Origin of the sequence: Priestia sp. FSL P4-0332, from assembly GCF_038005845.1 — a bacterium.
Lineage (GTDB): Bacteria > Bacillota > Bacilli > Bacillales > Bacillaceae_H > Priestia.
Genome location: NZ_JBBOUA010000001.1, coordinates 3,148,300 through 3,169,440, shown reverse-complemented (window position 1 = coordinate 3,169,440; position 21,141 = coordinate 3,148,300). Strand labels below are relative to the sequence as shown.

The following is a 21,141-nucleotide window of genomic DNA, read 5'->3' as shown; positions in this document are numbered from 1 at the left end:
ATGAAAAAAGCATAAGAGGGGTTGATAGGTAATTTGCTTAAATAATGGAATGGTATGTATATAAAAGACAGAAGCTATTGCTAAAAGAGACCTCATGAAACCAAAAAAAGGCTGCGTCATAAGCCGAACATTCGACTTACAGCACAACCTTTTATATGATTGAAAATGTGGATTTAAGCCTGTTTTCTTTACAATGCTTCTACGCAATAAAAAAGCTTCCTGAAATAAAAACGATGACACCAATGACCATCATTAATATTTCGCGGTCTTTTTTTCCTGTTTTTTTATTAGCAGGAAGCAGCGATTTTGAAAGAGGCTTGGCAAAAATTATGACAAGCATGCAAACAGCAGCAAAGATGCCAAGCGCCACCTGAAAATTACCTTCAATAAAGACGCATGCCATTAAAAGTACAAGACTTATTTTTAGAAAAATTTTTGATAGGTTCACTATCAACACTCCTTTAGAACATTTAATACGAAAGACTTAGTGATTTTTTTATGTGCCTGTTGTTTTCTACGGCTTGAAGGAGAAAATGAGCGACGTCAGAACGGCTGATGTTGCGTCCGTTTTCTGGTACGCTAGCTTCTCCTATACGATAATACGTAGTTAATGGACCGCTCGTTAACCCCATTGGCCGAGCAACAGTCCAGTCGAGCCCGCTTACCTTCAAGAGCTTCACGGCTTCGTAATGATCGCGAAGCACATTTTTTAAAATACGCTGAGCAAGCCAGCCCGTCATGCCTGGAATTTCTCCGTCGATTCCGGCAGAAGCCGTGTAGGCGATACGCTGAATTCCGTTTTCGTTCATACATTGAATCAGCAGATTTGTCGTTTCTACTAAAAGGGTAGAATGCCCTAGATTTTCGGTCCCAAGACAAGAAATTACTGCATCACACCCTCGCATGGCCTGACACACTTCATAATAATCAAGCACGTCGCCTTGTATGATGTGTACGTTCGCATGCGTTATCTTAAGCTTAGATGGATTTCTCACAAATGCTTTTACATAATGTCCGTTTTTAATCGCTTGCTTTATTAATTCCTGTCCGGTCCTGCCGCTTGCGCCAATCAAAAAAATGTTCATACGATCAACCCTTTCGTTTCAATGTAGGTAGTAAAAACGAAATTTTCTTTTACCATAACACATTTTTCTCGATTTAGCTTGTCAAAACATAAAAGCTGCTTACGAGATTCATCAAAGTAAGAGGTATCCTCTGTTCTTTTTTAAAACTTATGTCATAGACTGTCTAGAAAACAAAGAAATGTACGAACGGTTTATAAAGGTGTTTAATGCTATAGAAGCGAAAGGGTATTATAGGAATAAGGGACGAACAGAAGGGGCGATGCACTATGAAAAAATCGGTAAGCCGAGCACGTATCATCATAGTACTAATAGGTTTTCCGCTCATCTTTTTCATTATGGCGCTTGTGACGGGTGAGTGGCGATATATGACTTGGACCATTCCGCCTGCACTGATGTCATGTTGGACGGCACTTTTTGTATTAAGGAAGCAAGAAGAAAGATAACAGGAAATTTGAACTATTGCATCGAATTTATAGAAAAAGTATAAAATGATAGAAAGCTATAGTAAGAAAATTTAATGAAGGACGGTGTGAAGATGAACGGACAACAGTTATTGTATGGGTTGCTTACGTCTAAAGGCGATATCCTAAGAGCTGCTTATGTGTTATGTGACCACCGCATTTATACGGAAATGTCAGCACAGTATCAGCAAACGGAGCATACGGATTTTCAAGCGTCATTGGTAGAAGAAATGAAATTGCTTGAAAAACAGCCTGAAGTAGACATGCATCTGCATATTTTGCTTGAAATGGCGAAGTTTTTTGAACTTCCCGTTTCTCATGCTACAACAAATGGCGAGCTGTACGAGTTAAGCGATAACATTGGAAATTTGCTTGTATCTAAATACAATGAGCTGTTTTCAATTGCACGCTGTCATACGCTAGAAGACGTAATGCGCCATCAAATCCGACTGTTCTTTCATCTAATTGATTCGCAATACATGATTGCTACAAATCGTCAGCAAGCTGTGTTTCAGCAGCAGCTGATGAATTGGATTGAACAGCTGCCCCCCATGTATCAGGAAAGAATGATTGATGCATTAGGAGAATATCAGCAGGAAGCGCTTGTGAAACTGCTGCAGAAAAAAGGGACAATCGAGCTATACAAACAGCTTCCTCCGCACGCATACCCTGCTGTTTCAGGCCTTATGGCAACCGTAATGAGTATCTTTATTCCCGTTAATTACCCGCCAGCACTGCTATTTAGTATGAATGCGCCGCTGTTTTTAATGGCGAGCTTTGAAAGTCATGAAATTATTGCAAAACGCAAAGAAGCTGGAACTTTTTTACCGCTGTTATTAGTAGTTGTTCAGCTGATGTGGACGTACAAGCTTGAGCATCAGGATGAGCTGTTGAATTATCAGTCTCTGCTGATCAAGTGGTCATCTGTACACACAGGGTATCAAGATTACATGAAAAAGAAAGAGCAGTCACTGTTTGACCGTGAACGGTTAGACAGCTTTATTTATAAAACAGAGCAGTATGTTAAGCAGCTCCGCGCTACGGAGAAAAAGACGGTGAAGCAAATTGAAACGCTCAAAACAGCCATCCGCCATCAGCTTGATGAAATGGAGCTCACATCGTTAAATGGAGGGCTTGTGCTTCAAAAAATGATTGAAGAGCATGAATCATTAAAACAAGATGTAGAAGAACTGCAGCGCAAGCTTTCGATTAAAGGTGACTTCTTCTCTAAAGTAAGGCTGACGTTCCGTTCTGCAGAACGGGCCGTCAAAAGCAAAGTGAAAGAGGTAGAGCGCAAAAAAGTGCTTATGCAAATGACGGACTTTATTTTAGCAAATCGCTTGCCCGTATGCGTGGATATTCAAAATGAAATTTATGATTATCAAGACGAGCTGACGACGACTATTTTTCAAATTAATCAGCAGGTCGAGCTGCTTGAAGAAACAAAACAAAGCCGCCAGCTAGCCGATGCAAAAGTACGCCGCTATGATCAAGAAATAAAGCGATTTGAACGGAACTACTATGGCTTAAAAGAAGGAACCGTTGAAGAAATGGCACAGTGAAACTGGGACAAACATATTTTATCCGAACGAGTTTGGTTCTCCGTCAAGAATCAAACTCGTTCGGATTTTTTTATGGTGGTCATGAACATAGGTTTTATGTATGTAATTGCTTCTAGCTGTTGATAGGAGAGCAAGGCGAAGATTCCTGCCGGAAAAGCGGAAGCAACGAGGAGGCTCACCGGCCGCACGCGGAAAGCAAAGCCCTGCAAGGAAATCAACAGCCATGTCAAGATCGATCCATACGAACTCATTCACCTCATTTGTCTGTCTTTAGATTGGCTTAATTTAGTTATGTCTCAATCTTATTCTCTGTCTGTAGGAGCGGACAGCTGATCTTTATACTCATCTACATAGAGCATGCCGTTTGTTGACACAACTGCATACAGCACATGGTTCAACTGAAGCTGACGATTTGAAAGCTCAAGGTTGATCCACTGTTCGGTATATTGAGATGTTAAATTTTTATGAATAATTTCTCCGTCCATGATGAGTTCTACCGGTAAATTCATTTCTTTAAACGGCTTAGACAAAACGTCCTGTTTGGCAATGTTTTGATAAGCAGTTTTCTTTAATACCGACAGTTTTCCGCTTACTTCTAAAACAGCAAATTCTACTTCAGCAATGTTGAATGTTCCTAGTTCTCGTAAATGCTGATTCAAGTCGTCAATAGAATATTTGACTTTTTTCATATTTGCTTCAAGAAGCTTTCCTTTTTCCATAATAACCGTCGGGCGACCTGAAATCCATTTTCGCAAGCGTCTGCTTTTTAAAGCTGTTGAAGCTAAAAGAAAATGAATGGCCACAAGAAAAGCAAAAGAAGCGAACATCGGCAGAAATTTTAATTTTAAATCAAATCCCATATTTGCAATGAACGACCCAATAATGATGGACATCGCAAATGTAAAATGATTATTATGCGTGTTAATTTGTTTTCCAATCAGGAAAGTTGTAATGCTTAAGATAATAAAAGAAACAAAGGTTCTAAGAAGAGACATGAGAATGTCTTCCATAGGTTGTGATGTCACCTGCTTTCTCATAAATAGAAAGAGTATCTATCTCTATAGCGTTATCCATTTAAAGGATCGTTATACAAGAAAAAACATCAAGAAGAAGGGCGGATAATGCGTTCACATTCGGCTGCTTAAAAAGGGGCGGAAAGGCTGTAGGTAAGGGATCAAAGCAAACAAAAAGAATGTGCAAATTCCTTTGAATTTTTTTGGAGGATTTGTTACAATAAAGGTGCTTATTTTTGTTCGGTAAGGATAGTTCGAAGTGTTCGTCTTGACTTATTGTAAGAGCAGGAATAGAGTAATACACAATGTGTGGATTGTCACACAAGGAGGAAAAGAGATATGTTACAAGGTAAAGTAAAATGGTTCAACGCTGAAAAAGGTTTCGGTTTCATCGAAGTAGAAGGACAAGACGATGTATTCGTTCATTTCTCTGCTATCCAAGGCGAAGGTTTCAAAACTTTAGAAGAAGGTCAAGAAGTTACATTTGAGATCGTTGAAGGCAACCGTGGACCACAAGCTGCTAACGTTCAAAAGTAATTTTTTTTATAAAGTTTAAGCCGATCAGCAGAACGTTTCTCTGGTCGTTCGTTAAACTAAACTGGGAGAAGGCCCCTTTTATAAAAGGGGTCTTTTCTTGTTCGCTTTTTACACCTTGTTGACGATTTCTTTGATTTTGTAGAAGTATTCAAATATGAAAAAAACTAGTCACGCAGTATAAAAAAAGCGTATAATGAAATGATGAAAATAGGAATTGTAGAGCAGAAAGGATTTTAAAACGTATGAGCAACCAACTTCAAGAAACGATGGTCGATTCACGTCGTACATTCGCCATTATTTCTCACCCGGATGCCGGGAAAACAACGTTAACAGAAAAAATGCTGTTACTGGGCGGAATGATTCGTTCAGCCGGAACGGTTAAAGGAAAAAAATCAGGCAAGTTTGCTACATCTGACTGGATGGAAATCGAAAAACAACGTGGAATTTCGGTTACATCAAGTGTTATGCAGTTTGAGTATAAAGATCACTTTATTAACATCTTGGATACACCAGGACATGAAGACTTCAGTGAGGATACGTATCGTACCTTAACGGCTGTAGACAGTGCGGTCATGGTTATTGACGGAACAAAAGGGATTGAAGCACAAACGCTTAAACTTTTTAAAGTTTGCCGTATGCGCGGTATTCCCATCCTAACGTTTATCAATAAATTAGACCGTGAAGGAAAAGAGCCGCTTGAGCTGCTTGAAGAAATTGAAGATGTACTCGGTATTGAATCATACCCTGTAACGTGGCCAATTGGCATGGGGAAACGATTCCAAGGAACGTATGACCGTTTTTCAAAACAAATTGAAGTATACCAAGGAAACAAAGAGTCCTATTTTGCAGACTTTGACGGTGAAAATATCGACGATGAAATTAAAAAACACGTCGATGAAATGTATTTACCAGGCTTAGTGGATGATTTATCTCTATTAGACGAAGCAGGTAATGATTTTTCAATTGAAAAAGTAAAGCAAGGCCTATTAACACCTGTTTTCTTCGGAAGTGCGATTGCAAACTTTGGTGTACAGTCTTTCTTTAATTCATTTTTACAATTAACATCACCGCCGCAGCCTCGTGAATCAACGAATGGCACCGTTCAGCCTACGGATGAAAACTTCTCAGGTTTCATCTTCAAAATTCAAGCGAATATGAACCCAGCTCACCGCGACCGCATTGCGTTCGTACGCGTATGTTCAGGGAAATTCGAGCGTGGAATGAACGTGACGTTAGCAAGAACGAACCGTAAAATGAAGCTTGCGCAGTCTCATCAGTTCTTGGCATCAAGCCGTGAAACAGTAGACACAGCGTATCCAGGGGATATCATTGGCTTGTATGATTCAGGCACGTATCAAATTGGCGATACCATTGTAGGAGAGGGAAAAGTATTCGAATTTGATGCTCTTCCAAAGTTTCCGCCTGAACTGTTTGTAAAAGTTCGTGCGAAAAATGCAATGAAATCCAAGCACTTTGAAAAAGGGATTAATCAGCTTGTACAAGAAGGAGCCGTACAGCTTTACCGTACGCCGTTCTTTGGAGATTATATTTTAGGAGCAGTCGGTGAACTTCAGTTCCAAGTGTTTGAACACCGTATGAAAGGTGAGTACAATGTCGATCTTGAATTTACCCGCATGTCTCATAACATTGCAAAATGGGTAGACAAATCAACAATTGAAGATCGCATGCTAGATTCTCGCGTGATGCTAGTAGAAGATCGTGATAAGCATTCCGTTCTTATGTTTGAAAACGATTTTGTATGGCGTTTGTTCCAGGACAAATATCCATCTGTTAAATTCCTAGATCCGTTTAATCTATAAAAGAGTATAAAAAAAGGAAAACGATACATACTACTTTCATAAGTAGACAGTCGATTTTCCTCCTTTGCTTAAGAGTCAGTATTTACTGGCTCTTTTTTTAGTGAGCCACTGATTTTAAATTTAAAAGAATGACTCCTGCAATGATTAATACGATGCCAAATACCATCGTGAGACTACCGCTTTCTTTCCAAATGACTACGCCAATCACAGCTGTCACAGCAGTTCCTACGCCAGACCAAATGGCATACGCAACGCTGAGTGGAATGTGCTGAAGCGATGTGGAAAGCGCATAGAAAGCAAGACCAAACCCTAATAAAACACCAAGGCTAGGCCAAAATTTTGTAAATCCGTTTGATGCTTTTAACATAGATGTACCAAATAACTCTGAACTAATTGCAATGGCTAAAAATAAATAGGCTTTCATCGAAAACCCTCCTCTGTTAATTTCCGAAGTTGTTGTTGAATCTGTTTTTGCATGTCTGGATCCACGGGTGCGAGCCCAAACATTTGACTGAACCATAATCCGTCAGCTGCTAAACGCACAATGGTAGCAAGGACTGGATCAATGGCGTCTTGTTTAATGTGCTGCTGCCACTTTTCGTATTGCTTTTGAAAGTGCTGCAGGAGTTCAGGATTGGTTGCAATACCTGCAAGTAATCCCGCGCTCATCACTTGTTCACGCTGCAAATCATGAAGCGTCTCAGAGAGATAAGCCCGGCTCCATTTGCCAGGAGAATCGTCATGTTCAACTTGTACGTTTAGTCCGTCATCATATTTCTTTGTGACTGAATACAGCATTTGCTTAATCAATTCATCTTTTGAAGAGAAGTGATACAACAAACCGCCTTTACTGACGCCGGCTTCTTTTGCTACTTTTTCAAGCGTTAACTTTCCAACACCGTCGCGCTGTACAACCTGCGTAGCTGCAAGCAATATATCATCAAATGTAGACACATGAATTTCCTCCTTTTTGATTTTCCCTAGAATACTTTACCGTCTGGACGGTTTGTTTGGCAATACTTTTATTTCGAATTTCAAAAAAAATTTTTGTGCACACTAAAATATAAAGTATAAAAACAAAAATAAACGAGTAAACAAAGGGTTAATACCTTTACTATATGAAGAAAAAGAAAAAATAAAGCCTGGGTATATGAAAGAAAGGTGTGAAGAAGCAGATGAGGGATGTGTATCAAAGTTTTCAAGAACTATCACAGTGTGAACGAGCGGGAATTGATTACGAAATAGAATGTGTCATTCGCCGGAGAGAAATTGTCGTGCTTGCTATTCACGGAGGAACGATGGAAATTGGGACAGAAGAAGTAGCAGAAAAAATAGCAGAAAAGCTGAACGCAACGGTGTACGTATTTAAAACGCTGAAAACAGAAAATCCGTTTGAATTGCATGTTACGTCTGCAAACTACGATGAAGAAATGGCGCGTCATCTCGTTAAAAAATCAGCGGTCACAATTTCTCTTCACGGTGCCTACAGCGACGTCTGCACGACTTATATCGGAGGAAGAGACGAAGAGTTAGAAAAAGCGGTGCGTCATGCACTCTCAGGTTTTCCGATCAGTGAAACGCCCGTACATTTAAAAGGCGTTTCACCTCGAAATATCGCAAACGGCAATCAGCGGCATAAAGGACTGCAGCTTGAAATAACCACTCCGCAGTATGAACAATTATTGAAGGATAATCAGCTGTTTAACGAGTATGTGAATGCGGTAGTATCGGCTGTGAACTCAGTGATGTAAAGATAAATTCAACAGCTTCCTGTATATTGGCTGCAATAAAGGCTGCTTGTACGTCAGCCCATTTTTCCCGTGCATGTAACGTGTCGTGCCCAGCTCCTGTTAACACTAAAATACATTGTGCTCCTGCTGCACGGGCCGCTACGAGGTCTTTCCACCGGTCGCCAATCACGATGCAGTTAGCCAAATTTAAGCTGTGCTCCTCGGCTGCTTTTAACAGCATGCCCGTCCTTGGTTTGCGGCACGAACAATTCTCCGAATCTTCATGAGGACAAAGGTAAACATCATCAAATCCAAAAGCTAAAAGCTCAGAGATAAAGTCTGATTTCTTTACCTTTCCTTTTGCAATATCGGGCTGATTCGTAAAGGAAAACAACGGAATGTTTTGTTTCTTTATGTCTATAATCGCTTGTTTTGCTTGAGGGAATAGCTGAAAATCACCTGGATATTGTATTTCATTACTGCCGCCAATTGTTCCGTCTCGGTCTAAAAATATTGCTTCAATCATATTAATCACCTCTTTTTCTATCATAATATAAAACAGGATTAATTTGGTAAAAAATTTGTTTTTTGAAAAAAATCAAAGAAATATGACTGTCTTTTTACTTCTCATCATATGGATAAGTTAAATAGAAGTGGTGAGGAGGGGAAGACAAGTGAACGAAGAATCGTTTTATTCACCATTTATAAGCGAAGACGGAAAGAAAAAAACAATTGGAGAAATTGAGTTTTCAGATGTGCAGCGCATGATGGAAAAACATTTAGAAGAAGGCTATCAGCTTGAGTTCAAGCGCGAAGTAAGCTCAACGGTCAAACGGAAAATCCCAAATATCATCGCTTCGTTTGCCAATGAAAAAGGAGGGTGGCTTATTTTTGGCGTAGATGAAGACGACCATTCCATTAACCTGCTCGAGCGCAAGGAATATGAGCTGTTTATTAATAATATGCTTAAAGATGTCACCAATCCCATTCCTCGTATCGTTACGCGTTTTTTATCACCTGAAGATCACCCCAGGCAAGGTGTTTTTGTCATTTGGATTCCGGAAGGTCCGAACCCTCCGTACATGTCTTACGGGAAAATTTACAGAAGAATTGGAAGCGGCACATCTCCGGTTACGGAAATCGATGATCGCTATCATTTAGATCGACTCTATCAAAAATCCGAGGATCAAACGCAGCGAATAGAGGAATTTTGCACAAAAGAACTGTCTATCTATAACAGAAAATGGCCGATGCATGGGAAAAGCTATATTCATTACGGGATGTGTAATATGTACGTGCTGCCACTATATGATTTGCATTTAGTTGAACAAATGGAAGAAGAACGGTTAAAACAATATATTTTAAGCAAGTCTAGCGAGCCAAAACACTATCGTTTGGACGACGAGAGTACGGTGATGCTGCATACACCGTTTGTTAAAGCCTCTTATTCAGCGGAATCCATCATTTTTCGAAGCACAGATGTGATTGATGCGTATGATAAAACAATTGCGTGGGAGCAGTTTTATAACGGATCAGCTAAGTTTCATATTCCTATTCCGTACATGGAAGAATCAAAACAAATTCATGACGTATTAAAGTCAAGTATTTCAAGCTACATCGATGAGACGATTTTTGAGCAGTTTCAATATATAAACGGACCCTTTTTTCTCACATCTTTAATCAGCTGCATCGGCGGATACATTGATTGTATGATGGAATTAAAAGCAGAGCTGGAAGATATGATTATTGTGATTGACTTAGAGAACGTTCGAAACGATGTGCTTTACTTTCCGCATGAGCAATTTCAAACATTTTTAGAAGAAGAAGGGCTCGTCTTTTCAGATAAAAAGCAATACCGATTTAATCGATCATTTAAAACGACAAAATTGGGAGGTAATCTGGAGCTTCTTGCCTACGTTGATTATATCGTGACAGCGTTTGGCCTTTCAAAAAACCAGTCCATTGACTTTCTTAAACACTCATTAAATCAAGGATAAAATATACAATTTTTTGACAATAACTAAAAAAATGACAAAAGTGAAAAAAAGTATGATAATATCTTTCGTAAGTAATGAGCAAGTAAAGAAGAGAAAGGGGACTCTTTTTTACGGATGCCGTTGCTAGGTAGGGTTAAACATAAGGGGAGAAAAGGCAATGAAAAAAGCGACATCCATACTTCTAATTGTCCTAGCACTGGCTGGGTTAGGAGGAGTATGCGCTGCTTATTACCATTTGGAGCAGCAAAAGCAAACGGAAGAAATGACGTATGAACAGAAGTACATAACCGTAAGAAATGCATGAAAAAACCAGCCGATCGGCTGGTTTTTTTGGGTTTCAAGTCATAGTAAGTAAAATAAAGATTTTGCTTGTTCAGTTTTTTTAAATAACTCCAATGATGTATAGACGCAAAATAGAAAGCCAACGCTTGAAAAAACAAAAAACAAGCGGAGAAAAGGGCGTTTTTTTTGAATGCGAAAGTACGTAAAAACAACGAGTGAACATACAAGCAGTACGCTCATAGCAGCAAATCGAATCGCGAGGTCTGCTAAATCATCAACCGTACGCTGAAACAATTTTAGCGTTTCAGCGTTCAAATCAGTCTCAGGAATGTTTGTTTTGTCTTGCTGATTTAACACCCCTACATCCCATTTTTCTCGACTATAATCATGAGAAACCGTGTAGTAAAACGGACCAAGCTTTTTTTCATCTGCACCTTCGTCAGCAAGTGCTGAAGCTGGATGCATGAATGCTAGAACAAAAAATAAAAAGCTCCACTTTCTCATTACCAAAGCCTCTTTCTAACTCAGACTATCTCCCATTATAAACCAAAAATTTTTATGTTTCCATCATCCCTCTTTCCTATTTCCATTTCTATATATAAAGTGAAAGGGGGAATAAAAGATGGCAGAAAAAATTCAGCATTCAAGCCAGCTTCGCTTAGTATTAGAACAAGGAATAAAAGAGGATGGAAAACCCGATTTAAAGACAAAATCCTATATGAACATTCAGCCTGGAAGTTCTGCAGATGCACTCATTACAGCAAGTGAAACCATTGCCAGCCTGCAGTCACTGCCGCTTGTTGAAATCAACGAAGTTGTCACGTTTTCACTTTTAAAATAAGAAAAGAGGTAGAGTATGAAAACTTTAACGATGCAGTTTTTGAATGAGTCACAAAAAGCAGTAAGCCTATCGATTGAATCACCAAAAGATACATTAGACGCGGCAGCCATTACAGCAGCAATGAATGCGCTGATCGCAAGCGATGTCTTTACTTCAAGCGGCGGAGCGCTCGTTGCCAGAAAAGGCGCTCAAATCGTCGAGCGAAATGTAACCGAATTTACGATTTGAAAATGAGAGTCCTTCCACTTCGGTGCGAAGGGCTTTTTTAAAAGGAGAGAGGAAGATGACAGAGTGGTTTACGATTGTCTCAGACGTTGGTTTTCCCGTTGTGGTGACGCTTTATTTACTTCACCGAATCGAAGCCAAGCTCGATACAGTTGTGCTATCCATTCAGCATTTAACCGATGAAGTAAAAAAGTGATTATGACAATTGTAAGGCAGTTGTCATGGAAAAGTTGACGGATTTGACACCTCACACTACAATTGGTAGTGTGAGGTGTCAAATATGAAAATTGAAAAATTCAAATTTAACGAAACCGGCCTTAATCGCTTTTTTGGCCCGCTTGAAGCAAAAATTATGACGGCTTTATGGAACGGAAGTGAAATGTCCATTAAAGATGTGCAGCACGTGCTTGAGAAAGAAAAAGCAGTTAACTTCAACACCGTTATGACCGTTATGAATCGATTGGTGGAAAAAGGCGTGTTGCAAAAGCGTTTAAAAGGACGTACGTCGATGTATCAGCCGATTCTTTCTAAAGAGGAATTTATCGACGCTCAGTCGAAAGAGTTAACGCACGAATTGATCGACGAATTTGGCTCGCTTGCTGTTACTCATATGCTTGATGCGTTAGAAGAAGTCGATGATTCACTGTTAAGCATGCTCGAATCAAAAGTCAAACAGTTAAAAAAGGATGAATAATCAATGAATCAAGGAATACTAAAGCGTTCTAAGCTTATTTTTAACCTGTGCTTTTTTATTGCCGTGACGTTGCTTATGCAAATGGGCATGTATGTGCTGCATTTGCTGTTTGGATGGAATTTATCATTTAACTTAATTTTACTTTGTAACAAAGTAGCCCACTTTTTCGGCTTGTTTTTTATTGAATACATGCTGAATGCGGTTATTTTTCATACGATGTTTGTACTGTTCATTAAAGCTGTAAAGCAAGTGATTCAAATGCGGAAAGTCCGTAAAATGATTACGAAGCTGCGAAATGAAACAACAACGGCTCACCTGCAAAAAGCGTACGGAAAGAATTTAACAGTTTTAACAACAGATCAGCCCATTGCATTAACAATGGGGTTGTTTACACCGCACATCGTTCTGTCTACAGGGTTGCTCTCAGTGCTTGATGAAAATGAACTAGAAGCTGTTATTTACCACGAGCAGTCACACGTTGCAAACAAAGATCCGCTCAAAACATTTTTACTAAGCACGCTTGCTTCTGCATTATGGTATATTCCGTTTATTAAATGGAGCCATAAACGTTTCAAAGTCATGCGTGAAGTGCTGGCTGATCAAGATGCCATTGTGAAAAATGGCACGTCTGCTCACATCGGCAGCGCCCTTTTGAAAATGGTTAAAACGGGACAAACAAGTCTTTCGTGTGCGCACGTATCGTTTGCTGATACGTCGGTTAATTATCGCATTCAATATATTTTAAATCCGGAAACGAAAATGCCGATGCAGCCTCCTGTTATTTTAACGCTGACGTCGCTATACGTGTTTTTTATTTTGTGTGCGCTAATTTTTACAGCTCTAACAGCTTTGTAAGTTTGTAAGAGAGAAAGGAAAGAAAAGAAGGAGATGAGATTGTGTCAAAAGCAAAGAAAAAGAAAAAAGTAACGCCCAATCAGCAAACGTCCTCGAGCAAGTGGATTTTTTGGGTGATTGGAATTATTGCGGTCTGCATTTTAGGGTTAATCGTCCTTTCTAATATGTCAAAGGGCGGAGGAGATGAAAGGGCCGCTCTTACATATGATAATCAGCCGTATCTTGGAAAAGAGTCAGCTCCGGTAGAAGTAGTAGAGTTTGGAGATTACAAATGCCCGGCTTGTAAAAACTTCACGGAATCCTTTTTCCCGCTGATTCAAAAAGATTATGTAGATACGGGCAAAGTCAAATTCTACTTTATGAACTATGCGTTTATCAACAATGACTCATCTCGTGCAGCAGAGTTTGCCGAGACGATATATAAAGAGCTTGGAAACGATACATTTTGGAAATTCCATGAACTTCTTTATAAAAAGCAAAACGCAGCGGACGAAAAGAAAGATGTCTTAACGGAATCCTACTTAGAAGATACGCTGAAAGAAGTATCTAGCGATGCCGATGCGAAAAAAGTAGCGAGTGCATTTAAAGACGGAAAAGGAAAAGATGCGTTTGATCAAGATATGAAGACAGCCAATGATTTAGGCATCACAGGTACACCAACCATTTATGTAGGCGGCAAAAAATTCGAAGGAAAAACAATCGATGACTTTGATCAAATGGTCAAAGATGCGGCTAAGGAGAACAAATAATGAACAAGTCTTTGGTTTTCGGGTGGATTACAGCGCTTATCGCGATGCTTGGAAGCTTGACGTTTAGTGAAGTTCTTCACTTTATCCCGTGTGAACTTTGCTGGTATCAGCGAATTTTAATGTATCCGCTCGCGATTGTGCTAGGTATAGCCGTGTATCGGAATGATACGTTCATCTACAAATACGTCCTGCCGTTTTCGGTGATTGGTATGGCGCTTTCAGGCTATCATTATTGCCTGCAGAAGATACCGGCTCTTAAAGCATTTGAAACGTGTACAAGCGGTGTTCCTTGCTCAGGTCAATATATTAACTGGCTTGGGTTTATCACCATTCCTTTTTTAGCGTTTATTGCGTTTACCATTATTACGATTATGATGCTTGTTCTTCGCAAGCAGACGAAAAAAGCTTAACCTCGGGGTTAAGCTTTTTTGTATGGAAACAAAAAAAGTCCCGCTTACAAGAAGCGGGTGCAAATAGGGTACATCTATGAAAAATGATGAAATTGTTTTGACAAGAACAGTATATAAAAGAAAAGTGAAAAAACGGTGAAAAGAGAAAAGCTTTTTTAAAAAATAAGGGGAAAATATGCTTTTCTTATAAAAAAAGCCCCGCTCACAAAAAGCGGGGAATAAATAGGGGTCATTTATGAAAAATGATGAAATTGCTTTGACAAACTTAGTATACAAAAGAAAAGTGAAAAAACGGTGAAAAGATGGAAGCTTTTAGAAAAAATAAAAAAAGACCTGTTTTGGGGAAACAGGTCACTAGAAAGGGAGTAAAACTATGAAAAAATATGCTAATTGGCTTTACACATACTATCTTACCGCCCAATAGTGAAAAAACAGTGAAAAGAAACATCAAACAAAAAAAGACCTGCTCTGGGGAAGCAGGTCTTCACAAAGGAGTAAAACTATGAAAAAAATATGCTAATTGGCTTCGCAAGTACTATCCTATACCTTTATGGTGAAAAAATGGTGAAAAGAGAAACGGGATATAAAAAAGACCTGTTTTGGGGAAACAGGTCATTAGAAAGGGAGTAAAACTATGAAAAAATATGCTAATTGGCTTCGCAAGTACTATCCTATACCTTTATGGTGAAAAAATGATGAAAAGAGAAGCGGGATATAAAAAAAGACCTGCTCTGGGGAAGCAGATCTTCAAAAGGAGTAAAACTATGAAAAAAATATGCTAATTGGCTTCGCAAGTACTATCCTATACCTTTATGGTGAAAAAATGGTGAAAAGAGAAGCGGAATATAAAAAAGACCTGCTTTGGGGAAACAGGTCATTAGAAAGGGAGTAAAACTATGAAAAAATATGCTAATTGGCTTCGCAAATACTATCCTATACCTTTATGATGAAAAGATAGTGAAAACGATATTAGGATATAGCTCCTATTTTTCCATATTATAGATTCATTTCTCTTTAATAGGGTATACGTTCATTAGAATCGATATAAACTTAAAGAGCTGCCAGGGAGGTATATATATGGAAAAGAAACACGAAGCAACTACAAATCAGCGCGTGGTTCACCGCGCTCGAAATAGCTGGTCAGGCTTTTTGTTTGGCGTAGGGTTAGTTGCTTTTATTGATGAAGCAGTGTTTCATCAGCTGCTTCATTGGCATCATTTTTATGATAAGTCCACAACGTCCGCTGGTTTAGTGTCGGACGGTTTGTTTCATGCATTCAGCTGGTTCGCTACAATTGCATCACTTTTTATGGTGGCGGATCTCAGGCGCCGGGGCGGCTGGTGGGTGAAAAGGTGGATAGGAGGAGTATTGCTTGGAGCCGGTGCGTTTCAGCTTTATGACGGGACCGTGCAGCACAAGCTTATGGGACTTCATCAAATCCGGTACGGAGTGAAGATTGCACCTTACGACATTACGTGGAATGTACTTGCATGTTTGATGCTGCTTATTGGCATCATTTTAACATGGTTTACACGTAAACAAGGTGCACATCATGATTAAATATGAAGTATTGTCTCAGCTTTTATTAGCTCTGCCTTTTGCCGCTGCCTTTTTTTTATATATGTGGGCTGTAGCGTCTTCGAATGCGACGTATAGAAAATGGTCATTATATAGGACGTCCAGCTGGACACTTGGTATTTTATGCGCCATATCTTCTGTAGCAGGACCGCTCGCAGCCCGTGCTCATATGGACTTTACCGCGCATATGACGGGGCATTTGCTTTTAGGTATGCTAGCTCCGCTTTTAATGGCGTTAGGAGCACCTCTTACGCTGCTGCTTCGCACGCTTCCGGTTCATGCAGCCAGAAAAGTGTCAAAACTTTTAAAAGGACGGTTTGTTCGGTTCATCAGCAGTCCGGTGACAGCTTCTGTTCTTAACGTAGGAGGACTTTGGATTCTTTATACAACAAGTCTGTATGGCATGATGCATCACTCTTTTTTCGTGCATGTCGCTGTACATATTCACGTATTTTTAGCCGGCTCTTTATTCACCGTATCGATGATTTCAATTGATCCTTCACCGCATCAAAAAACTTTTACGCACCGAGCATCCGTATTGGTTCTTGCTCTTGCCGCTCACGGTATTTTATCAAAATATGTGTACGCTCACCCGCCTATGCACGTCTCGGCGGAAGGGGCGCAGCAAGGGGCTATGCTGATGTATTACGGAGGCGATTTAATCGACTTATGTTTAATTGTGCTTCTTTGTTATGAATGGTTTAAGCGGGTTCAAAAAGTATCTCTTATATAAAAAAACGCGCAGAAAGCATCATGCTTTCTGCGCGTTTTTTTAGTGAATGTTTCGTTTTTTAAAGCGTCCGCCGCGGACTTCGGTAATATCTGCAACGGCTAAAAAGGCAGTAGGGTCAAAATCTTCAACAATGGTTTTTAGCTTTGATTCTTCAAGGCGCGTAATGATGCAGAAAATCACTTTTTTATCATCGCCCGTATAAGCACCTTCACCGTGCAAATAGGTAACGCCTCGACCTAGACGCGCATTAATCGCATCGCCAATTTCGTCGGAATATTCACTAATAATCCAGGCTGATTTTGATTCTTCCAATCCTTCTACAACCGTATCAATGGCTTTAGCTGCAATGATATAAGCAAGGATGGAATACATGGCGCGGTCCCACGTGAACACAAATCCCGCTGCTCCTAAAATGAAGAAGTTGAAAAACATCACAATTTCTCCCACAGAAAACGGAATTTTTTTACTGATTAAAATGGCAAGTATCTCCGTACCGTCAAGCGCTCCGCCGTAGCGAATTACGAGTCCAATTCCAATTCCGAGAATAATTCCTCCAAAAACGGTAGCAAGGAGAACGTCTGCGGTAAACGCGGGGACTTCATGAAACATAGAAGTTAAGATGGATACAACCAGTATGCCAAAAATAGTGGAAAGGGCAAATGTTTTCCCCATTTGCTTGTACCCGATAAATACAAACGGAAGATTTAGTACAAAAAGAAAGATTCCTAGATTTACGCCAGTAATATGCGAAAGCATGATGGAAATACCGGTAATTCCTCCGTCGACAACGTGGTTTGGGACAAGGAAAATTTCAAGTCCTGTGGCCATGAGCAGCGCACCGATCGCAATGGCGACGGCCCTTCCAAATACCTGTCCCTTGGACAGCTTTCGGTGCTGAATTTTCGCTTTTTCGAGTTCTGTCATTTGCATGTCTCCTTTGATGCCTCATATGTATTTCTCACTTTAGAAAAGTGAAACTATCTTTAATTATACCTTACTATGCACAATTAGTGGGGATAGACGGCTTAATTACTTGTTTCACCATGTAAAAAAAGCCTGCTTTAGAGTCATAAGCAGGCTTTTTAAAGAGTAAAACGATGAAAAAAGATAGTTGGCTTCACGGCTTTAACTATATAGAAACTTGATGAAAAAACAGTGAAAACGCCGGCATGTGCGGTAAGAAAATCGGGGATACTAGTTAAAAAAGCCAAAAGGAGATGACGAAATGAGCGTGTGGATGATGTATAATCACTTGATGCATTCGCAAATCTTTTTAAGCAGCGTATTAATTAGCGGTATTCTTCTTGTTAGCGGAGGATTTGTGTACGGCAGAATAATGAGCAAAAAGTGAACCTAATATTGCCACGGATAGGTTGTTAATGGAAGATGCTCAATAGCTGCTTGGTTAATGTTATACTTGCTCCATAAGCTTAGCGTGGAGGTGTCAGCATGAGCAAGCATCATGATCTAACAGCATCATACGGAGAATCGTTAGTGACGTGTGAACATCAGTTTGAAGCTAGCTATTACTATCATCAAGTGCGCGAACAGTGCATGAATCACATTCATGAAATAAGCAAAGCGGTAGATGAATTCACCGTTGATTTTACAGATGAAAGCTTGAAAATATTAGAGCTTCTTTACTATGATCTAGAAGACAGCAATTGTTTTGACTATTTTTCGATGACAAAAGAAGAATTCGAAGAGTGCATGGGCGTATACTTTGGTGAAGTGGTTACGTCTACTATTGACGAAGCGCGCTGGGTTGTGAAAGAATATCCGCTTATGGAAAACAAGTATGTGACCGGAATTGAAAAAGGGAATCTTTCACTCATGTTTCCCCATGGATTTTTTAACCATAAAGAGCGTCATCCAGAGTGCGTTTTTACTCTTTATCATTTATATAAACAGCTGCAAAAATAGGAAAAAGGTGAACTTAAGTTCACCTTTTTTATTGTCCCAGCTTTATGGGAATATAAATATCCATTTCATATGTATCACTATATAAATTGCTGTGTATAGCTGTATTTACAATTTCAAGAGCAGGACCTTCAATCATGCTGTAAGGAGAGTTCGGAAGCCATTCATTCCAGATGCTGTTATACGTCGACCCAAGCGATGTAATGGGACCTCTGTGTTTAAACTGCAGGTATGTAAACGAAGGAAACGTATGAACGCTCATACCGTTTGGAATACAAGCCGTATCAGCCACTTCTGTCCCTGCAATATAAAAATAATTTTCTTTTTTCGGAGCCATGCAAATGCCTGTAACCATATGAGGTTCTTTTGAAGAGCTAATCATTTCTTTTTCTTTAAGTATTTGCTTCAAAAGATTCTCTTTTTGATACTCTCCGTTTTTTGCTATGCCTATCACTGAAAATCCTTCTTTATATACAACTTTACCTTGCATAATCCACCTCGAATTTTTCAAGCTCTAGCTTTTATTCTATCAATCATAAATTACTTTACCGTGATTGTAACATAATCTTAAGTAGATATCGATGCAGAAAATGGAACATTATAAAAGATAGCTTTTGTGAATCAAGAGATAGTTCTGGCAAGCTGATTAGTGGAGATTAGTAAACTCTTAGTCATGTTAAATAAAAGGAGAGTATATACTTTATTACCATGTAATTCATATTGGAGGTAGGAAGATGGGAGACGTAATTCAAGGTCAGCTGAACATATTTTCAGCGCAGTCTCAAAACGTGCAGACATTGACTTATGGTTCGGAAACGAGCATTTTAAGTGTAGACGCTAAGACGAAAAAAACCAACCAAAAGATGAAAATAGACGGTTTTGCTACAATTGAATCGAGTATTCCCCTTGGATTAACTAGTTATCAATATGGAGTAACACTTAGAGTATATAGAAATTCTCAGCTTTTGTTTTCACAGAATTTACAGCAGGGAGCTGCAGCCGTTTTAACACTATCATTTACTCAGCAAAACGCTCTTTCTTTTACATGGGTAGATACAGTAACATCAATTGGTACATACACGTACTCAGTGAGAATAGAGTTTTTTAGCCGGTCTTCAACCGGGGTGACTGCTCAAACAAATACACGTGCAATTGCGATTACTACATAAAAAAACAGCGCCAGAATTCTGGAGCTGTTTTTTACTGATGCAACACTTTATTTATATAACGTTTATGAAGAGTAAATCCGGGAAACTCCTTAATATAAGTCAAAATGGTAGCTAAACCAGTAGTCGTCCTGCACATTCTTTGTGTTTGAAGCGACAATATGCTCATGACCTTGTTCATCCGTGGCAATCCAATTATAGTTGATATCCATTTTAATCGGATACATATTGCCTTTTTTAAACAAAATAACGGGGGGAGTTACTTCAACAAACTCGTTTAGTTTTTTAACAACATTTTCTTTACAGCGAATTAGCTCCATGTCTTTTTCTCCTTTGGTGTTATTGCACAATCATATTTTTTGCGTTGTGCACAATATATAATTTAAAATAACAAAGGTAAGTTTAGCACATTTTACAAAAAACAGAGAAATAAAAAGGAGCGATATCGATGAATGAACAAATTTTATTAGCAGAACGCCCAAAGGGAATGCCAACAAAAGATACGTTTAAATACGAAAAAATTGAAATGCCTACAGCGAAAGAAGGCGAGGTACTTGTTCAAACACTGTACCTTTCTGTTGATCCGTATATGAGAGGACGCATGAACGATACAAAATCATATGTTCCTCCATTTGAGCTAAACGCACCGCTTGCAGGCGGCATTGTAGCACGCGTAATGGAATCAAAATCAGATCGCTTTAAAGAAGGCGATATCGTGACGGGTATGCTTCCTTGGAAACGCTATTCAGCTGCAGAAGCAAAAAACTTACAGAAAGTTGATCCAGAGCTAGCGCCAATTACAACGGCTATCGGCGTTCTTGGTATGCCTGGTCTCACAGCTTACTTTGGATTGCTTGAAATCGGTCAGCCAAAAGAAGGCGAAACAGTAGTCGTTTCCGGTGCAGCAGGTGCTGTTGGATCTGTTGTTGGTCAAATCGCTAAAATTAAAGGCGCACGTGTTGTCGGCATCGCAGGTTCTGAAGATAAAATTGCTTATTTAAAAGATGAGCTCGGATTTGATGAAGTGATTAATTATAAAAAAGGAAATGTGAAAGAAGCGTTGAAAGAAGCGTGTCCTAATGGCGTTGATGTTTACTTTGAAAACGTCGGCGGAGAGATTTCAGATGCAGTTGTTAGCTTATTAAATAAGTTTGCGCGCATTCCGCTTTGCGGCCAAATTTCACTGTATAACTTAGAAAAACAAGATGTTGGACCGCGTGTTCAAACACCTTTATTAATTAACAGTGCGTTAATGAAAGGCTTTATCGTAGCCGACTATGCGGACAAATTCCCTGAAGGCATTAAGCAGTTAGGCGAATGGGTGCAGCAAGGAAAAATCAAGTACAGCGAAAACGTTGTAGAAGGTTTTGAAAATGTACCTGAAGCGTTCCTTGGTTTATTTGAAGGAGCAAACTTAGGAAAACAGCTTGTAAAAGTAGCAGAATAAGCGTAAAAAACCGTGCGGGAATAATCCCGCACGGTT

The 21,141-nt window shown here is 39.4% G+C and carries 30 protein-coding genes; 20 read left to right on the top strand and 10 right to left on the bottom strand.

Annotation, left to right across the window (positions count from 1 at the left end):
- Positions 1-199: 199 nt before the first annotated feature.
- Complete coding sequence (locus MKY06_RS16270; RefSeq protein ID WP_029322842.1) at positions 200-448, bottom strand: hypothetical protein; 249 nt, start codon at positions 446-448, stop codon at positions 200-202.
- Between the two features lie 22 nt (positions 449-470).
- The gene (locus MKY06_RS16265) at positions 471-1,085 is read right to left on the bottom strand and encodes an NAD(P)-dependent oxidoreductase (RefSeq protein WP_013057881.1); all 615 of its coding nucleotides are present in this window, start codon (positions 1,083-1,085) and stop codon (positions 471-473) included.
- Positions 1,086-1,351: 266 nt separating this feature from the next.
- Here MKY06_RS16265 and MKY06_RS16260 point away from each other — a divergent pair, with 266 nt between their 5' ends.
- Together MKY06_RS16260 and MKY06_RS16255 are read left to right on the top strand one after the other, a co-directional pair.
- Entirely contained in the window at positions 1,352-1,528 is a 177-nt protein-coding gene (locus MKY06_RS16260; RefSeq protein ID WP_162871486.1) for a hypothetical protein, read from the top strand.
- A 92-nt stretch (positions 1,529-1,620) separates the two neighbouring features.
- Entirely contained in the window at positions 1,621-3,108 is a 1,488-nt protein-coding gene (locus tag MKY06_RS16255; protein ID WP_013057880.1) for a hypothetical protein, read from the top strand.
- Positions 3,109-3,410: 302 nt separating this feature from the next.
- Here MKY06_RS16255 and MKY06_RS16250 read toward each other — a convergent pair whose 3' ends face one another.
- A complete protein-coding gene (locus tag MKY06_RS16250; RefSeq protein WP_223268885.1) occupies positions 3,411-4,133 on the bottom strand; it encodes a DUF421 domain-containing protein in 723 nt (240 codons plus the stop codon).
- Positions 4,134-4,460: 327 nt separating this feature from the next.
- Here MKY06_RS16250 and cspD point away from each other — a divergent pair, with 327 nt between their 5' ends.
- Together cspD and MKY06_RS16240 are read left to right on the top strand one after the other, a co-directional pair.
- Positions 4,461-4,658 carry a cold-shock protein CspD gene (cspD, locus tag MKY06_RS16245; RefSeq protein ID WP_013057877.1) on the top strand — a complete coding sequence of 66 codons (198 nt, stop codon included), beginning with the start codon at positions 4,461-4,463 and terminating at the stop codon, positions 4,656-4,658.
- A gap of 242 nt (positions 4,659-4,900) precedes the next feature.
- A complete protein-coding gene (locus tag MKY06_RS16240; RefSeq protein ID WP_013057876.1) occupies positions 4,901-6,478 on the top strand; it encodes a peptide chain release factor 3 in 1,578 nt (525 codons plus the stop codon).
- A 97-nt stretch (positions 6,479-6,575) separates the two neighbouring features.
- On the opposite strand, the gene MKY06_RS16235 is transcribed toward MKY06_RS16240, so the two are convergent.
- On the bottom strand, positions 6,576-6,902 hold the full coding sequence (locus MKY06_RS16235) for a DMT family transporter (protein ID WP_013057875.1): 327 nt from the start codon (positions 6,900-6,902) through the stop codon (positions 6,576-6,578).
- Positions 6,899-7,432, bottom strand: a complete 534-nt coding sequence (locus tag MKY06_RS16230) for a TetR/AcrR family transcriptional regulator (RefSeq protein WP_289915932.1) — start codon at positions 7,430-7,432, stop codon at positions 6,899-6,901. The genes MKY06_RS16235 and MKY06_RS16230 overlap by 4 nt, the downstream gene beginning before the upstream one ends.
- 221 nt (positions 7,433-7,653) lie before the next feature.
- On the opposite strand from MKY06_RS16230, the gene MKY06_RS16225 reads away from it, so the two are divergent.
- Entirely contained in the window at positions 7,654-8,229 is a 576-nt protein-coding gene (locus tag MKY06_RS16225; RefSeq protein ID WP_013057873.1) for a poly-gamma-glutamate hydrolase family protein, read from the top strand.
- Here MKY06_RS16225 and MKY06_RS16220 read toward each other — a convergent pair.
- A complete protein-coding gene (locus MKY06_RS16220) occupies positions 8,180-8,734 on the bottom strand; it encodes an HAD-IIIA family hydrolase (RefSeq protein WP_098277650.1) in 555 nt (184 codons plus the stop codon). The two genes, MKY06_RS16225 and MKY06_RS16220, sit on opposite strands and share 50 nt — an antisense overlap.
- Before the next feature lie 148 nt (positions 8,735-8,882).
- Here MKY06_RS16220 and MKY06_RS16215 point away from each other — a divergent pair, with 148 nt between their 5' ends.
- Positions 8,883-10,205: an AlbA family DNA-binding domain-containing protein gene (locus MKY06_RS16215; protein ID WP_013057871.1), complete on the top strand. Its 1,323-nt coding sequence runs from the start codon at positions 8,883-8,885 to the stop codon at positions 10,203-10,205.
- Positions 10,206-10,362: 157 nt separating this feature from the next.
- On the top strand, positions 10,363-10,509 hold the full coding sequence (locus MKY06_RS16210; RefSeq protein WP_013057870.1) for a hypothetical protein: 147 nt from the start codon (positions 10,363-10,365) through the stop codon (positions 10,507-10,509).
- 38 nt (positions 10,510-10,547) lie between these two features.
- Here the strand turns inward: MKY06_RS16210 and MKY06_RS16205 are convergent, their stop codons facing one another.
- A complete protein-coding gene (locus tag MKY06_RS16205; RefSeq protein ID WP_340960935.1) occupies positions 10,548-10,991 on the bottom strand; it encodes a hypothetical protein in 444 nt (147 codons plus the stop codon).
- Positions 10,992-11,109: 118 nt separating this feature from the next.
- Here MKY06_RS16205 and MKY06_RS16200 point away from each other — a divergent pair, with 118 nt between their 5' ends.
- From MKY06_RS16200 to MKY06_RS16160, 9 genes are all read left to right on the top strand, one after another.
- Positions 11,110-11,328 (top strand): DUF1659 domain-containing protein, encoded by a 219-nt coding sequence (locus MKY06_RS16200; protein WP_013057868.1) that lies wholly within the window; start codon positions 11,110-11,112, stop codon positions 11,326-11,328.
- A 15-nt stretch (positions 11,329-11,343) separates the two neighbouring features.
- On the top strand, positions 11,344-11,556 hold the full coding sequence (locus tag MKY06_RS16195; protein ID WP_013057867.1) for a DUF2922 domain-containing protein: 213 nt from the start codon (positions 11,344-11,346) through the stop codon (positions 11,554-11,556).
- Between the two features lie 55 nt (positions 11,557-11,611).
- On the top strand, positions 11,612-11,749 hold the full coding sequence (locus MKY06_RS16190) for a YvrJ family protein (protein ID WP_098277649.1): 138 nt from the start codon (positions 11,612-11,614) through the stop codon (positions 11,747-11,749).
- A gap of 84 nt (positions 11,750-11,833) precedes the next feature.
- Entirely contained in the window at positions 11,834-12,247 is a 414-nt protein-coding gene (locus tag MKY06_RS16185) for a BlaI/MecI/CopY family transcriptional regulator (RefSeq protein ID WP_013057865.1), read from the top strand.
- Positions 12,248-12,250: 3 nt separating this feature from the next.
- A complete protein-coding gene (locus MKY06_RS16180) occupies positions 12,251-13,102 on the top strand; it encodes a M56 family metallopeptidase (protein ID WP_013083927.1) in 852 nt (283 codons plus the stop codon).
- A gap of 41 nt (positions 13,103-13,143) precedes the next feature.
- Positions 13,144-13,851, top strand: coding sequence for a DsbA family protein (locus MKY06_RS16175; protein ID WP_098277648.1), 708 nt, complete (start codon positions 13,144-13,146; stop codon positions 13,849-13,851).
- Positions 13,851-14,261 carry a disulfide oxidoreductase gene (locus tag MKY06_RS16170; protein ID WP_013057862.1) on the top strand — a complete coding sequence of 137 codons (411 nt, stop codon included), beginning with the start codon at positions 13,851-13,853 and terminating at the stop codon, positions 14,259-14,261. Before MKY06_RS16175 ends, MKY06_RS16170 begins: the two co-directional genes overlap by 1 nt.
- Before the next feature lie 1,077 nt (positions 14,262-15,338).
- Positions 15,339-15,821, top strand: coding sequence for a DUF2243 domain-containing protein (locus MKY06_RS16165; RefSeq protein ID WP_013057860.1), 483 nt, complete (start codon positions 15,339-15,341; stop codon positions 15,819-15,821).
- Positions 15,814-16,572: a cytochrome c oxidase assembly protein gene (locus tag MKY06_RS16160; protein ID WP_098277647.1), complete on the top strand. Its 759-nt coding sequence runs from the start codon at positions 15,814-15,816 to the stop codon at positions 16,570-16,572. Before MKY06_RS16165 ends, MKY06_RS16160 begins: the two co-directional genes overlap by 8 nt.
- Before the next feature lie 39 nt (positions 16,573-16,611).
- On the opposite strand, the gene MKY06_RS16155 is transcribed toward MKY06_RS16160, so the two are convergent.
- Complete coding sequence (locus MKY06_RS16155) at positions 16,612-17,496, bottom strand: YitT family protein (protein ID WP_013057858.1); 885 nt, start codon at positions 17,494-17,496, stop codon at positions 16,612-16,614.
- 301 nt (positions 17,497-17,797) lie between these two features.
- On the opposite strand from MKY06_RS16155, the gene MKY06_RS16150 reads away from it, so the two are divergent.
- Both MKY06_RS16150 and MKY06_RS16145 read left to right on the top strand, forming a co-directional pair.
- Positions 17,798-17,923: a hypothetical protein gene (locus MKY06_RS16150; protein WP_016764808.1), complete on the top strand. Its 126-nt coding sequence runs from the start codon at positions 17,798-17,800 to the stop codon at positions 17,921-17,923.
- Positions 17,924-18,021: 98 nt separating this feature from the next.
- Entirely contained in the window at positions 18,022-18,495 is a 474-nt protein-coding gene (locus MKY06_RS16145; RefSeq protein WP_013057856.1) for a hypothetical protein, read from the top strand.
- A gap of 28 nt (positions 18,496-18,523) precedes the next feature.
- On the opposite strand, the gene MKY06_RS16140 is transcribed toward MKY06_RS16145, so the two are convergent.
- Entirely contained in the window at positions 18,524-18,982 is a 459-nt protein-coding gene (locus tag MKY06_RS16140) for a GyrI-like domain-containing protein (protein WP_013057855.1), read from the bottom strand.
- A gap of 244 nt (positions 18,983-19,226) precedes the next feature.
- Between MKY06_RS16140 and MKY06_RS16135 the strand changes: the two genes are divergently transcribed.
- Positions 19,227-19,661, top strand: a complete 435-nt coding sequence (locus tag MKY06_RS16135) for a hypothetical protein (RefSeq protein ID WP_029322809.1) — start codon at positions 19,227-19,229, stop codon at positions 19,659-19,661.
- A gap of 89 nt (positions 19,662-19,750) precedes the next feature.
- On the opposite strand, the gene MKY06_RS16130 is transcribed toward MKY06_RS16135, so the two are convergent.
- Positions 19,751-19,978: a hypothetical protein gene (locus tag MKY06_RS16130; RefSeq protein WP_013057853.1), complete on the bottom strand. Its 228-nt coding sequence runs from the start codon at positions 19,976-19,978 to the stop codon at positions 19,751-19,753.
- A gap of 128 nt (positions 19,979-20,106) precedes the next feature.
- On the opposite strand from MKY06_RS16130, the gene MKY06_RS16125 reads away from it, so the two are divergent.
- Positions 20,107-21,105: an NADP-dependent oxidoreductase gene (locus tag MKY06_RS16125; protein ID WP_013057852.1), complete on the top strand. Its 999-nt coding sequence runs from the start codon at positions 20,107-20,109 to the stop codon at positions 21,103-21,105.
- Positions 21,106-21,141 lie beyond the last annotated feature (36 nt).

What these genes read in the sequence shown, in the direction of transcription:
- MKY06_RS16265 (WP_013057881.1), bottom strand. Translation starts at nt 1,085, where the DNA reads ATGAACATTTTTTTGATTGGCGCAAGCGGCAGGACCGGACAGGAATTA.
- MKY06_RS16260 (WP_162871486.1), top strand. Translation starts at nt 1,352, where the DNA reads ATGAAAAAATCGGTAAGCCGAGCACGTATCATCATAGTACTAATAGGT.
- MKY06_RS16255 (WP_013057880.1), top strand. Translation starts at nt 1,621, where the DNA reads ATGAACGGACAACAGTTATTGTATGGGTTGCTTACGTCTAAAGGCGAT.
- cspD (WP_013057877.1), top strand. Translation starts at nt 4,461, where the DNA reads ATGTTACAAGGTAAAGTAAAATGGTTCAACGCTGAAAAAGGTTTCGGT.
- MKY06_RS16240 (WP_013057876.1), top strand. Translation starts at nt 4,901, where the DNA reads ATGAGCAACCAACTTCAAGAAACGATGGTCGATTCACGTCGTACATTC.
- MKY06_RS16235 (WP_013057875.1), bottom strand. Translation starts at nt 6,902, where the DNA reads ATGAAAGCCTATTTATTTTTAGCCATTGCAATTAGTTCAGAGTTATTT.
- MKY06_RS16225 (WP_013057873.1), top strand. Translation starts at nt 7,654, where the DNA reads ATGAGGGATGTGTATCAAAGTTTTCAAGAACTATCACAGTGTGAACGA.
- MKY06_RS16220 (WP_098277650.1), bottom strand. Translation starts at nt 8,734, where the DNA reads ATGATTGAAGCAATATTTTTAGACCGAGACGGAACAATTGGCGGCAGT.
- MKY06_RS16210 (WP_013057870.1), top strand. Translation starts at nt 10,363, where the DNA reads ATGAAAAAAGCGACATCCATACTTCTAATTGTCCTAGCACTGGCTGGG.
- MKY06_RS16205 (WP_340960935.1), bottom strand. Translation starts at nt 10,991, where the DNA reads ATGAGAAAGTGGAGCTTTTTATTTTTTGTTCTAGCATTCATGCATCCA.
- MKY06_RS16200 (WP_013057868.1), top strand. Translation starts at nt 11,110, where the DNA reads ATGGCAGAAAAAATTCAGCATTCAAGCCAGCTTCGCTTAGTATTAGAA.
- MKY06_RS16195 (WP_013057867.1), top strand. Translation starts at nt 11,344, where the DNA reads ATGAAAACTTTAACGATGCAGTTTTTGAATGAGTCACAAAAAGCAGTA.
- MKY06_RS16190 (WP_098277649.1), top strand. Translation starts at nt 11,612, where the DNA reads ATGACAGAGTGGTTTACGATTGTCTCAGACGTTGGTTTTCCCGTTGTG.
- MKY06_RS16185 (WP_013057865.1), top strand. Translation starts at nt 11,834, where the DNA reads ATGAAAATTGAAAAATTCAAATTTAACGAAACCGGCCTTAATCGCTTT.
- MKY06_RS16180 (WP_013083927.1), top strand. Translation starts at nt 12,251, where the DNA reads ATGAATCAAGGAATACTAAAGCGTTCTAAGCTTATTTTTAACCTGTGC.
- MKY06_RS16170 (WP_013057862.1), top strand. Translation starts at nt 13,851, where the DNA reads ATGAACAAGTCTTTGGTTTTCGGGTGGATTACAGCGCTTATCGCGATG.
- MKY06_RS16165 (WP_013057860.1), top strand. Translation starts at nt 15,339, where the DNA reads ATGGAAAAGAAACACGAAGCAACTACAAATCAGCGCGTGGTTCACCGC.
- MKY06_RS16160 (WP_098277647.1), top strand. Translation starts at nt 15,814, where the DNA reads ATGATTAAATATGAAGTATTGTCTCAGCTTTTATTAGCTCTGCCTTTT.
- MKY06_RS16155 (WP_013057858.1), bottom strand. Translation starts at nt 17,496, where the DNA reads ATGACAGAACTCGAAAAAGCGAAAATTCAGCACCGAAAGCTGTCCAAG.
- MKY06_RS16150 (WP_016764808.1), top strand. Translation starts at nt 17,798, where the DNA reads ATGAGCGTGTGGATGATGTATAATCACTTGATGCATTCGCAAATCTTT.
- MKY06_RS16145 (WP_013057856.1), top strand. Translation starts at nt 18,022, where the DNA reads ATGAGCAAGCATCATGATCTAACAGCATCATACGGAGAATCGTTAGTG.
- MKY06_RS16140 (WP_013057855.1), bottom strand. Translation starts at nt 18,982, where the DNA reads ATGCAAGGTAAAGTTGTATATAAAGAAGGATTTTCAGTGATAGGCATA.
- MKY06_RS16135 (WP_029322809.1), top strand. Translation starts at nt 19,227, where the DNA reads ATGGGAGACGTAATTCAAGGTCAGCTGAACATATTTTCAGCGCAGTCT.
- MKY06_RS16130 (WP_013057853.1), bottom strand. Translation starts at nt 19,978, where the DNA reads ATGGAGCTAATTCGCTGTAAAGAAAATGTTGTTAAAAAACTAAACGAG.
- MKY06_RS16125 (WP_013057852.1), top strand. Translation starts at nt 20,107, where the DNA reads ATGAATGAACAAATTTTATTAGCAGAACGCCCAAAGGGAATGCCAACA.